Source organism: Paenibacillus sp. 102, from assembly GCF_039549175.1.
Classification (GTDB): domain Bacteria; phylum Bacillota; class Bacilli; order Bacillales; family Bacillaceae_G; genus Bacillus_A.
The window spans coordinates 494,494-507,328 of sequence record NZ_JBCGHT010000002.1 but is presented as its reverse complement, the minus strand read 5'-3'; the positions used below and the strand labels follow the sequence as shown (position 1 = coordinate 507,328).

Below are 12,835 nucleotides of genomic sequence, written 5' to 3'. Positions count from 1 at the left end.
TGTCTTCTTTTTTCTTCGGTAATCTCCAGTTTTCCAGCTTGATTGGGCAGAAATTCTTTACGATTTTGAGTGTAAGGAACTCTGCCCAAATGAGCTAGAGTACAGTACTTTCGTTGTTAGTTACTAAAAACTTCTATTTCTTGTTTATCTTGACGAAAGTTATACTTTGTATCTAATGCGTGTGCAACGATAAGTTCTTGTTCTGCACGGTGCGCATGTGGATCGCCACCTGAAGGGCTTGAACGGTCTGGGCGTCCAATATAACCTGTTTTTACCTTATCTCCAGCAAGTTCAAACAGAATTGGAGCCATGTAATGCCATGCACCCATGTTTCTTGGTTCTTCTTGTACCCAAATGATTTCTTCTAAGTTTTTAAAGCGTTTCATAATAGATTGAACTTTTTCAGCAGGGAATGGGTACAATTGCTCAATTCGAACAATATGAACTTCATCTAAATTGTACTCATGTTTACCAGATTCAATTTCTGCTGCTAAGTCAATTGCCATTTTACCAGTTGTTAAAACAAGACGTTTTACTTGCGTTGGTTTAGTACCAAGGTTTTCTTGTTCTAACGCAGGTTGGAAGCGTCCTTCACTTAGTTTGTCACCTGATGAAGCTGTAAGTGGGTGACGTAATAAGCTTTTTGGCGTCATAATTACTAATGGACGAACAGCTTCTGTACCAAGGATTGATGCTTGACGGCGCAAGATATGGAAGTATTGTGCCGCACTTGTTAAGTTTGCAACAGTCCAGTTATTTTCTGCAGCTAGTTGTAAGAAACGTTCTGGACGTGCACTAGAGTGCTCTGGTCCTTGACCTTCATAACCGTGAGGCAATAGAAGAACTAGACCTGACTTTTGTCCCCATTTTGCTCTTCCTGCTGAAACATATTGGTCAAATAATGCTTGCGCAGTATTTGAGAAGTCACCGTATTGCGCTTCCCACATAACTAAAGTTTCTGGAGCGAATACGTTATAGCCATATTCATAACCAACAACAGCAGCCTCAGATAACGGACTGTTATGAACTGAGAAAGATGCATTGATATTTGGTAATCGGTGCAACGGTGAATATGTTTCGTTTGTTTCTGTATCATGTAATACGATATGACGGTGTGCGAACGTACCACGCTGTGAATCTTGACCAGTTAAACGAATTGGCGTACCTTCTTGTAAAATAGAAGCGAATGCTAAAGATTCAGCAAGTGCCCATTCAATTTTACCGTTCTCTTCAAGAGCATCTTTACGGCGCTCAAGAATCTTCTTCACCTTAGGATATACGTTAAAGCCTTCTGGCCAAGATAAAAGCCCTTCGTTAATTGCACGAAGTGTTTCAATTGGAAGCCCCGTATCAATCGGTTGAATTCCTTTCGCAACAACGTCTGGAACTTTAACATGAATTGTTGCGTCACTCGTATCTGCTGGTGGTACTTGCGCATATTCAGCTTTTAGTTGTTCTTGTATAAACTGAGTAATTGTTTCAACCTCATCTGTATTTAGAACACCTGCAGCTTCTAACTGGCTTGCATATAAGGCTCTTACAGTTGGGTGGTTTTTAATTTTTTTATAAACTTGTGGTTGCGTAACTGCTGGGTCATCCATTTCGTTATGACCATAGCGACGGTAACCGATTAAATCGATTAAGAAGTCTTTTTTGAACAGTATACGATATTGAATTGCAAGGTCAGCAGCTGCAAGACAAGCTTCTGGATCGTCAGCATTTACATGGACGATTGGAATATCAAAACCTTTTGCAAGGTCACTTGAATATTTTGTAGAACGAGAATCATAGCTATCTGTTGTAAAACCAACTGAGTTATTTGCAATAATATGAATAGTTCCGCCAGTTTGGTATGCATTCAATCTGCTTAAGTTTAATGTTTCAGATACAATACCTTGCCCTGGGAATGCAGCGTCACCGTGAACTAAAATTACGAAAGATTTCGAAACGTCTTGTTCAGGATAACCAGCTTTTTTACGATTTTCTTGAGCGGCACGCGCATAACCTTCAACAACTGGGTTAACAAACTCAAGGTGACTCGGGTTATTTGCTAATGTAACGCGTGTGCTAGCTTCTTCAGATCCGACAACTTGTTCTCTACCTAAATGGTATTTCACATCGCCAGTCCAGCCGACACTACTTTTTATTACATCTTGTGATTTATCGGATTCAATAGTTGCATGTTTGAATTCTGCGAACATGTGACTATATGGTTTTTCTAATACATGTGCGAGTACGCTAAGACGGCCACGGTGAGCCATACCAATCATAACGTCATTTACGCCGCCCTTAGCACCTTCTGAAATAATTTCATCAAGTACAGGTACAAGCATATCAACGCCTTCTATAGAGAAACGTTTTTGACCTACAAATGTTTTATGCAAAAATTGCTCGAAACCTTCAACCGCTGTTAAACGTTTTAAGAGAGCAGTTCGTTTTTTATTTGGTAGTGGTTGACGCAAGGAATTTGATTCCACCATTTGATGCAACCACGCACGTTCTTCACTATCTTGTATATGAGAAAATTCATAGGCTAAAGATTTTGTATAAACATCTTTTAATCTATTAATTACATCAAGAGCTGTGTGAATACCATTTGGTGCATCTTGCCATACTGTTTTCGCTGGAATCGCTTTCAAATCTTCATCGCTTAAGTCCTGCATTGCTGTATGAAGAAGGGATTGTCCATCGGTAGGATCTTCCATCGGATTAATATGAGCGGATAGATGCCCGAATGAACGGATACTTTCTACAACTTGCACCACTTTAAGAATTTTTTCAATGTTTCCTGTACCTTGAGGAGAAAAATTTGTTTCTTTGTTGTCCCCCGTTACGACATCAGCTTGGAATGTAGGAGCTCCAAAAGTTTCAAAAAGCTCTTGTAATTCCGGATCAACAGAACCTTCATTAGTCACGTAACGATCATACTGTTCAATAACATAGCCAAGGTTCGGACCATGGAATTTGGCCCAAGGGTTTGTCGCTGTATTCTTCCTCGTCATTTGTTTAAACCTCCCAATGCATATATTCCTTTTTTCATGTGAAAAGGATGCATTTCACTCTTTTCATAATTGATGAACCGTTAATGAATGTAAATGTTATCTTTACTCTTATGTTATTACAATAATTTACATAATACCAAATGTTATTACTTATCCGTTTTGTAAAAAAACATTCACAATTACTTATCACCTAAGTTAATCTTTCATGTTATAAATTAAAATTAGGGAAAAAATAGGTGATTTCATCTGGTACACTCATCATTGGAATAGATTATCTCGATGAAAGTACAAAGATAATTGTTAGAATTTTTCGTCAAAAATACATTTGAATTATGTATATTAAAATAATAAGCGCTTTCAGGAATATTATACAACAATATAACGGAATATAGTATAAAAAATAAAAAATTATGAATTTACCGTAAACTTTATTTCAGTAGTGTTAATTATTGAAAGAAAAAAAGAAAAATTTGCTTATAAGTGATGATTATGATTTGAAAATGGTCTATAAATCGTTAGTTTTTGCAAATATAGCAGAAAATTGCTTAAAAACGGTAGCTCATTTCATACAAATAGGAAGAGAATTTGTATATGTAAAAAAAATAACGTGCATATAGCTATACTAATTTTTCTAATTAGAGAAGGATTAATATAGTGAAAACTTCACACCTAAAAAAGACATAAAACCGTCCTTTCTAGGAAGGAGAGAGGTCGTCCATGCCTAGAAGCCGTCAGAGCCTTTTCCTGCCCCGTTCCAAGTGAAAACAAAGAGAGCGGAGTACAGAAATAAGTAAGAAACCTAATGTTTTGTTTGTATTCATTCGTTATACTTTACCACTTTGGTTATAAAAATAGTCAGTATAAGGAGTTCATTCCAGTAAATACAGAATCTAACTTTGGAATAGAGAGTAAAACGTTTACTAATAAAAATTGCAATGTATGTAAAGGGAACTTGACGTAAAGGGTCCTTTACTTTTATACTGTATGTAAGTAAGGAGGGATAAATTTCCTTGGAAAATAAAATGGTAGAATACCGAAAGAAATTTGGATTCTCTCAAGAGAAGTTAGCTGAAAAGCTTGGGGTGTCTAGGCAAACTATTATTTCAATTGAAAAAGGGAAATATGATCCATCGCTTCCTCTAGCATTTGAAATTGCGAAAACATTTCAGACAACCATTGAGAGTGTGTTTCTTTATGAAGGGAAAGAACAGGAATGATAGAGAAGGGGGAATATTGATGAATTATTCACAGAAATACTTTTTAATTATTGGAATTTTATTTTTAATAATGAGTGGATTCATGGTATTGGCAGGGATTATGACACATTCTGCACCTCCAATTCCGACGTATACATTAGTATCGATGATGATTATGTGCTTTTGTTTAAGTTATCTTCATCCACAATTTAAAGAGAAAGACGAAAGGATGAAGTTAATCCGTCAAAAGGGATGTTTTATTCTTTCTTCGCATTATTAATATATTTCATTGTTCTTTCGTTTGGATTACATTTAGAGATCATTATATTGACCGCTGGAGAACTACTTAATATTTTAGCTGCCTTAACAATTAGTACAGTTTTTATTTTGTTTGTTGTTTTATCTAAAAGATATTAAGTGGAAAATGATAAATAGTAGGTCTTATATAGGAAGGAGAAAAAATGCAACTTCTTTATACGTTTGGTATCAGTATTATTTTAGTTCTATTCATGTATTTCTTCGTTCGTAAAGATATTACGAAAGATAATACTCTTACAAAGAGAGGTTTTTATAAACTAATTGGGTGTTTAGCGGTGATGTTTATAGGGATTATTGTGTTGATTGTTTTGGTGAGTAAGAAATTCTAGAGATGGTGTAGGGCGGTATAGGCATTGACCTAGAGTTTTAAGGTTTGTAGAAAAGGATAGATTGACTTGTAAAAGTTAATCTATCCTTTTCTATATTTTAAGCCCTACTCAATCTATTTAAATTGATTGAGCGGATAGGGCGATAAATAAATAGAAGTTACTGCATATCGTATATCAACCATTTTCCATTTTGTTTTCTTAAATTAATAGTAATGGTAGTATGGTCTGATCCATATAAAGGTTTTGGAGAAATAATCATCGATACACGTAGTCTTGCGTAATCTCCATTCGTATCTTCTGTAATATTTTGAATGGCAATAGATGCATTCTTAGGAACACCAATGTTTTTACCTGCTGCTGAATTCCAAGGGATGTCTGGATGGATATACTGACCAGCTGTCTCTGCATCACCAGATTCAATAGCTTTTAAAAAATGTTCGACAACTTTTTTGGGTGTATTTTCATTTCGAGTATGAAGCAAATTGATAACGACTATGATGCCGATTATTCCAACTAACCAATACAAGTATTTGGGAACTTTTTTGTTCGTTTTTATTGGAGTCTCTTTCACGGATGATTTAGATATTGGAATGGAGTGTTTTACTTCTGTTCCACATGTATTGCAGTAGTTATATATGTGGTTTACTTCATTATTACATGAAATGCATTTGGGCATTGTATTGGCCTCCTAGAGTGGTTTATTACATTTATATAGGCTTTAAATATGTGATTCTATAATATGGTATTTTAAGGATGGAAAAATACACTAATATATTGTTTTTGGTTGAAAGAAATGAAATAGGAGTATGGAACTTGAGAAATATATCCATTAAGTTTGAACTTGGATTTCATTCTATTTAATTTTCATTACAATTGTGTTACTACTCTTAAACTTACCTTGGAAATAGCTATACTTATACATAGTACATATGTTTAGTCAATGATAAAATTTAGGAAAAGGAAGGGATTTATGAGAAAACAAATTATAGCACTTACTTTAGCTGCGGCTCTAGGACTCGGTTTCCAACCGAATAGTAGTTTAGCAGAAACATCGAATACGATAACACAAGCGGCCCCTCAGCAAAGTGGATGGAAATTACAAAATGGGAAATGGTTTTATTATCAAAATGGTAGTAAAAAAACAGGGTGGATTGCAGTAAATAATCAATGGTACTACTTAGATGGAGCAGCCGGTGGAGCAATGAAGACGGGCTGGTTGAAATACGGAGCTAGTTGGTATTATTTAGATGGAGCAGCTGGTGGAGCAATGAAGACGGGCTGGTTGAAATACGGAGCTAGTTGGTATTACTTAGATGGAGCAGCCGGTGGAGCAATGAAGACGGGCTGGTTGAAGTACGGAGCTAGTTGGTATTACTTAGATGGAGCAGCTGGTGGAGCAATGAAGACGGGCTGGTTGAAGTACGGAGCTAGTTGGTATTACTTAGATGGAGCAGCCGGTGGAGCAATGAAGACGGGCTGGTTGAAGTACGGAGCTAGTTGGTATTACTTAGATGGAGCAGCTGGTGGAGCAATGAAAACAAGCTGGTTAAAAACAGGTGGTAGTTGGTACTACTTGGATGGAGCAGCTGGTGGAGCAATGAAGACGGGCTGGTTGAAGTACGGAGCTAGTTGGTACTACTTGGATGGAGCAACTGGTGGAGCAATGAAGACAGGCTGGTTAAACGAATGGGGTAGTTGGTATTATTTAGATGGAGCAGCTGGTGGAGCAATGAAGACAGGCTGGAATAAGATTGACGCAAAAATGAATTATTTCAAAGGTAGTGGACAATGGGTAAATGCACGTGAACTAACGGTTAGATCAACAGCATACTCAAACGATCCGGCAGAAAATGGTGCGAAACCAGGCGAACATGTTTATACGAGCATGGGAGATGATTTAACAGCTAATCCACATTTAAAAGTGATTGCTGTCGATCCTAAAGTTATTCCACTTGGATCAAACGTATATGTAGAAGGATATGGTCCAGCTGGAGCTAGGGATACTGGTGGAGCTATTAAAGGGAATAAAATAGATGTATTCATTCCTTCCAAGCAGGATGTTTGGAACTGGGGAGTTAGAACAGTAAAGGTATATGTATTACCTTAAAACTGATTGTAGTTTATGTACATATTGCTATATTGATAGTTTTTAGTAAAAAGGGCTTTTTCAAGTATAGACTTGGAGGAGCTTTTTCATTTCATATAAATACACTATTTTATGGAGATATGTTATGGGAGAGAATTTAAGAAAGAAAAAACTAGCATTTTTATTAGAAAAACAGAAGATGGGGAAAGCAGAAGATTATGGTGTCTTATTTAACGAATGCGTGATAGCTCTTGGGAGTAATGTCACCATCTTTTCAAAAGAAAAAAGTGCACAGCTATATGTTGAGTTTCAAGAAAAGGTTCCTTTTACTTCGTATATCCGAGTTGATTGGGACAAAATTGATAATCAAAAGACGATTCTTCATTTGAATGATATTGCTACATTTTTAAATCAAGAGGAGATAAATATTTATTGGAGTTACGGGGAGTTTCCGGTATTGAAAGTGAAAGTTGAGAAAGTAATTAAGGCTTTTTGGGATGTTACCGCAGTGAGTGCAGATACGTATCTTTATGTTCCCGATAAATGCATAGTGGAAATTCACCATGAAGGTAAGATGAAAATTGGTTTTTTATAATAGATTTTGTTTATCTTAAGCATTTAAAGTTTTTCAAAATCACAAAAGGATGTGTATGAATGAGGGGGTTTTATCATTCCAAAAAGAAGAAAATTAGGGGATGGAAGCGACACAAGAGAAAAATAGATAAATGGAGACGGAATGTAATCGACTTGGATATGAACGATATACGAGAGAACCAGAGAGATTATGCCAAACTATGGATTCATCCTTTTTATTCATTAGCCCGCATCAATCCACCGAATTGGTATAGACGTTTGTTATTAAACGAAATGATCGATGTATATTTGAGTTGGTATAAAAAAATGGAGAAAGAAAATGAGAACTTCTATTTAAAAATTTGGTTATATGAACCAGACTTTATGAAATCACAAATTGTAGTTGCGTATAAAGACTGTGTCAAATTTTATGATGCTACATTTGACAAACAGACAAATGAAAAAACATTCCCATTTCATAAATATGAGTCATTCAAAGGTAAATTAGCTTTATTTGAATGGGAAGCTCACATTGATGCGGACGTGTATTGGGGGGAAGAGTTAAAAAAAGATATGAATTTAGGGGTTAAGACGAAAGATGAGGTCGATGAGATTATCAATCAATCTTACAAAAACGAAAAAATCAAACTTAATGATGGGTATGACATTCTTTATAACGTAAATGTAGGAGATGTTTGGGTGGGAACGTTGAAAAGATAGTAATCTAAGTGAGGAATCCTCTTAAAAAAGGATCAGTGTGTTGTTTCGTCTTTATTTGTCGGTTGATTCATATATTTAAAAAATCACCAATAAAATTTCATTTACCATATTATTTTCTCTAAAAGCAGAATATTCTTGAGAAATAAAAATATATACTCCTTGTTTCTTTGAATTTTGCTATTGTTTATTATAGGGAGCTTTTATAGAAAATAGGATGAGGAGGTTATTTATGAACGTTCACACAAAGGGGAATGAACAGGTTACTCAATTATTAAACCAATGGTATTTAGAGATTCGCTCTAGACATTTGGAAAAAGCGAATAGTTTAAAACAAGAAATAGCTGCAAAAGTTAATGAGATTAAAGAAAACTCAGAGCTATTACAGCATTACTTACTTCTAGACTTTCGATATAATTACTTAATGGATAATTTGGGAGTATCTAAAGATAGTTTTGATGAAATTGACTTTTTAGGAGTACCAACAAATAATTTACTGGCTTACTATTATCATTTCTTTAAAGCTATTCACTCTGATGCAATTGGTGAATATAAGTTAGCGAAAGAGCACTATGAGAATGCAGAAGGTCTCTTGAAGTATATTTCTGATGAACTTGAACATGCTGAGTTTTATTATAAGCTAGGGTATTCTTATTACGATACTTATCAAGCTGTACTAGCTATGAGGTATTTAAATAAAGCAAAAGATATGTTTTTAAAACATACTGGCTGTGAAACAAATATTGCTTTTTGTAATAACCTTTTAGGACTAGCTTGTACACATTTGAAAGAGTATGAGTTGGCTGAAGAGTATTTGACTTCTGCAATGAACACTTTCCAGAAGATAGGTGAAAAGAAGTTTATTACGATGGTGAAACATAATCTTGGCTTAATGTATGGAAGTCAAGATCTTTCAGAAGTAGCCATTCGTTATCTTTCTGAGGTAATCAAAAATTCACCAAATCATTATAAAGCTATTTTTATTAAAGCTAGAGAACACTTTAAATTAGGTGAAACAAATATAGCATCAGAATTAATTGAAAAAGGGTTAAGCATTTGTACGAATTTAGAGAATGAACAATATCAATATCGTTTTGTAATCCTTAGGGAAATGAATAAAAAGGTTTCAGCTCAGGAGTTGGAAAAAGCAGTTTTAGCAGGAATGGACTACTTCAAAAAAGAAGAATTATGGGAGTATATCCAAGAATATACTGAGGTAGTGGCTGTTCAGTATCATAATGAAGGTAATTTTGAGCAGAGTAGCAAGTATTTTTATTTAAGTTATGAGGCAAAAAAAGAAATTCATAGGAAGGGGGCGTTAAAATGAAGAAGACATTACTTAGCTTAATGGGAATTGTAACGATTTTTACTTTAACACTTGGAGTACATACTTCAGTAGATAAGGAACAAACTATTACTTTAGTGAAAAGCATGGCAGATGGAGACGGTGGTGGTTGATGTTTTAAATGAAAGGACACATGAAAGCAAGGAGAAATCCTTGCTTTTTTTGTACGGAAATATGAAGTAATACAAAAGAGGGTATTTATAAAAAATGACAAAATATGTATCGTATTTATTTAGACAACGGAGCCCTTTGGGATGTCGTACTTTAATCAATACAATTTTAGATTTAAAGAATAGTTTCATATTTTGAAGTGGGAGAACCAACTAATCCATTCACATCCACACCTAATATTACGTAATAATCTTCATTTGTGTAGAACTAAAATAGTTCGTTTAACCAATATTTTCTTAAAAACCCCTTCTAAAGGAACGTAAGTTCGCATATAAGAGGAACTAGTGTTCTGAATTTTAGGAGTGATTATCTTGTACGAATATTCTCTTTTGCCTAATCGAATCATCCTATGCGTCGATTTACAAAGCTTTTATGCATCAGTCAGTTGTATCAAAAGAGGACTAGATCCAAGATATACAAAACTTGCCGTAGTGGGTGATGTAAATCGAAGTGGATCGATAGTGCTGGCAGCGACACCACCGCTAAAAGCATTGGGTGTTAAGAAAATGGCTCGATTATACGAAATACCTAAACGACCAGATATACTTATCGTTAATCCAATTATGCATATGTATATGAAATGCTCGAATTGCATAACGAAACTAGCGCTACAATACGTAGCACCGGAAGACTTTCACCAGTATTCAATAGATGAATTTTTTATGGATATGACGGCCAGTATTCATTTGTTTGCGGCTAGTCCGTACGAATTCGCACTAAATTTTAAGCGTGAAGTCTACGACAGTACGCGTATTATATGCACAATCGGCATTGGTCCCAATTTAATAATGAGTAAGGTAGCACTGAGACTACTAAAATTTGATTTGTACATAATTAAAAAGCCCATGTTAGCAACATTTAGCGATTAATCATAGAGTGTACATTATTTATGTACATTAATATGTAATGAGATAGGGAAGAGTTTTGTATATCTAAGTATATTTCTTTCTAATTTCTTTAAAAATACAGTCCATATGTAGGTTTAAAGTTAAGGGGAATTTTAAAAGAAATTGTTAATTACAGGGGATTATAAGATGCTTTTATTTACCATTTCATATCCAATAAAATGTAGAAATTTTATTGAAGGGGTATCGCCCCATCGCTATCAACTTAAGAGATTTTAACACCTTAATTAAGTACCAAAAAACATCATCTTTTCTAAGCTAGCTTATTTAGAAAGAATGATGCTTTTTTAGTTTAACCGTGTGAAAAAAGACTAACTTGAGCATTAAGCTTAAGGAATGAATAACCAAATATCTAGCTTCCTTTATTTATGGATTGAAGGCTATTTGGTTTTATATTGGTATGAGTGAATTAAGAATTTCTTAAGAACCTATTAAGAAATAAGTGAGTTTTAGGAACTAGAATAAATGTATCTTAACAGTAATAAGAAAATGAATGGTTTAAACGGAAGTTCGCAGAGCATGTCAAAAATTAATAAAGAAGTATTTCAGGAGGTTTTTATGAAAAAGAAAATAATTATCGCAATTAGTGCTTCTGCTATAATACTGACTAATTTTGTAGGAAGTACTTATGCAGATTCGAAAACAGAAGTTTCTGTTACAGCTCCCTATAATACAAATCAAATAGCGGGATGGTTAGAATTGCATGCAAAGCCTTTAAAAACAACTAATCCAACTGCATCTCTTAATGATTTAAAACTACTTAAGAATATGGTAGGTTCAGCTTCAATTGTAGGTTTAGGTGAAGCTACGCATGGGGCTCATGAAATTTTTACAATGAAACACCGTATTGTTAATTATTTAGTATCTGAAAAGGGCTTTACCAACTTAGTTTTAGAAGAGGGATGGGACAGAGCTTTGGAACTTGATCGATATGTTCTTACTGGTAAGGGAAACCCAAGCCAACATCTATCACCTACATTTAAGACGAAAGAAATATTAGATCTATTCAGTTGGATTCGGCAATATAATGCTAATCCAAAACATAAATCTAAAGTGCGTGTCATTGGGATGGATATTCAATCAGTAAACGAGAATGTTTATAATAATATAATAGAATATATTAAAAGAAACAATTCAGATCTTGTACCTAGAGTAGAAGAGAAGATAAAAGGTCTTATTCCTGTAACAAAGGATATGGATACCTTTAGCAGCCTCACGAAAGAAGAAAAAGAAAAGTATATTTCAGATGCTAAACAAATCAGTGCTTTATTAGAAGAAAATAAAAGTTATTTAAATGGGAAATCTAATGAGTTCGCATGGATAAAACAAAATGCTCGTATTATTGAACAGTTTACTACAATGTTAGCGTCACCTCCTGATAAACCATCGGATCTCTTTTTGAAACATGATATTGCAATGTATGAAAATGCGAAGTGGACTGAAGAACATTTAGGAAAAACCATTGTTTGGGGACATAATGGGCACGTTTCGAAAACAAATATGATTCCTTTTGTATACCCTAAAGTAGCTGGGCAGCATTTAGCAGAATATTATGGGAAACGGTATGTATCTATTGGAACATCAGTTTACGAAGGCCGATATAATGTCTATAATAGTGACGGTGAATTTGGCCCATATGGAACATTAAAATCAGATGATCCAAACAGTTATAACTACATCTTTGGACAGGTCAAAAAAGATCAATTTTTTATTGATTTACGCAAGGCGAACGGAGTGACAAAAACTTGGTTAAACGAACAACATCCAATTTTCGCTGGAATAACTATGGAAGGCCCTGATATACCAAAAACTGTTGATATATCATTAGGTAAATCGTTTGATATACTTGTTCAAATTCAAAAAGTGAGTCCATCTCAACTACATCAATAAATTTGTAATAATGTTGCTCAAAGGAGTGTAGTATTGATGGTAGTGTTAAGCGTTAATAGAGTTGTTTAAAAATGTCAGTCATATTATTCCATTAAGCTAAGGTTTTGAAGTACCCCCTAAATGAAAAGTTGTTGTCTCTACATTTAGTTATTTTGAGAAGTCAGCTCATTTTTTGTTTTTGAGGGGCATTTCTTTTTCTTAAACTGTTGGATATGAGTATCCCCTAGGTTAAATTTCAACATAGAAACAAGTGGTTTTAACAACATTAGGAATGTTTCGTACAGTACAATTCCATTTGTGTGA

At 34.5% G+C, this 12,835-nt stretch carries 10 protein-coding genes and 2 pseudogenes; 10 read left to right on the top strand and 2 right to left on the bottom strand.

Going from position 1 to position 12,835, the window contains the following annotated elements; genetic code table 11:
- Window positions 1-116: 116 nt before the first annotated feature.
- Entirely contained in the window at window positions 117-3,002 is a 2,886-nt protein-coding gene (locus AAIE21_RS08570) for a 2-oxoglutarate dehydrogenase E1 component (RefSeq protein WP_343266366.1), read from the bottom strand.
- A gap of 1,010 nt (window positions 3,003-4,012) precedes the next feature.
- Between AAIE21_RS08570 and AAIE21_RS08565 the strand changes: the two genes are divergently transcribed.
- The 3 genes and pseudogenes from AAIE21_RS08565 (at window position 4,013) to AAIE21_RS08555 (ending at window position 4,845) form a co-directional block, all read left to right on the top strand.
- Complete coding sequence (locus AAIE21_RS08565) at window positions 4,013-4,219, top strand: helix-turn-helix transcriptional regulator (RefSeq protein ID WP_343266365.1); 207 nt, start codon at window positions 4,013-4,015, stop codon at window positions 4,217-4,219.
- Window positions 4,220-4,238: 19 nt separating this feature from the next.
- Window positions 4,239-4,615, top strand: a pseudogene (locus AAIE21_RS08560) (permease).
- A gap of 44 nt (window positions 4,616-4,659) precedes the next feature.
- Window positions 4,660-4,845: a DUF3976 domain-containing protein gene (locus tag AAIE21_RS08555; RefSeq protein ID WP_343266364.1), complete on the top strand. Its 186-nt coding sequence runs from the start codon at window positions 4,660-4,662 to the stop codon at window positions 4,843-4,845.
- Between the two features lie 157 nt (window positions 4,846-5,002).
- Here the strand turns inward: AAIE21_RS08555 and AAIE21_RS08550 are convergent, their stop codons facing one another.
- Window positions 5,003-5,521, bottom strand: coding sequence for a zinc ribbon domain-containing protein (locus AAIE21_RS08550; RefSeq protein WP_343266363.1), 519 nt, complete (start codon window positions 5,519-5,521; stop codon window positions 5,003-5,005).
- Between the two features lie 294 nt (window positions 5,522-5,815).
- Here AAIE21_RS08550 and AAIE21_RS08545 point away from each other — a divergent pair, with 294 nt between their 5' ends.
- The 7 genes and pseudogenes from AAIE21_RS08545 to AAIE21_RS08515 all read left to right on the top strand — a co-directional run bounded on the left by AAIE21_RS08545 (window position 5,816) and on the right by AAIE21_RS08515 (window position 12,532).
- A complete protein-coding gene (locus AAIE21_RS08545; RefSeq protein WP_343266362.1) occupies window positions 5,816-6,952 on the top strand; it encodes a 3D domain-containing protein in 1,137 nt (378 codons plus the stop codon).
- A 124-nt stretch (window positions 6,953-7,076) separates the two neighbouring features.
- Window positions 7,077-7,526: a CDI toxin immunity protein gene (locus tag AAIE21_RS08540; protein WP_343266361.1), complete on the top strand. Its 450-nt coding sequence runs from the start codon at window positions 7,077-7,079 to the stop codon at window positions 7,524-7,526.
- Between the two features lie 59 nt (window positions 7,527-7,585).
- A complete protein-coding gene (locus AAIE21_RS08535; RefSeq protein ID WP_343266360.1) occupies window positions 7,586-8,224 on the top strand; it encodes a hypothetical protein in 639 nt (212 codons plus the stop codon).
- A 229-nt stretch (window positions 8,225-8,453) separates the two neighbouring features.
- Window positions 8,454-9,548: a response regulator aspartate phosphatase gene (locus AAIE21_RS08530; RefSeq protein WP_343266359.1), complete on the top strand. Its 1,095-nt coding sequence runs from the start codon at window positions 8,454-8,456 to the stop codon at window positions 9,546-9,548.
- Window positions 9,545-9,679 carry a hypothetical protein gene (locus AAIE21_RS08525; RefSeq protein ID WP_343266358.1) on the top strand — a complete coding sequence of 45 codons (135 nt, stop codon included), beginning with the start codon at window positions 9,545-9,547 and terminating at the stop codon, window positions 9,677-9,679. The genes AAIE21_RS08530 and AAIE21_RS08525 overlap by 4 nt, the downstream gene beginning before the upstream one ends.
- A gap of 369 nt (window positions 9,680-10,048) precedes the next feature.
- Window positions 10,049-10,543, top strand: a pseudogene (locus AAIE21_RS08520) (Y-family DNA polymerase); the annotation flags it as partial.
- Between the two features lie 657 nt (window positions 10,544-11,200).
- Window positions 11,201-12,532, top strand: coding sequence for an erythromycin esterase family protein (locus AAIE21_RS08515; RefSeq protein WP_343266357.1), 1,332 nt, complete (start codon window positions 11,201-11,203; stop codon window positions 12,530-12,532).
- The last annotated feature ends 303 nt before the right edge of the window (window positions 12,533-12,835 follow it).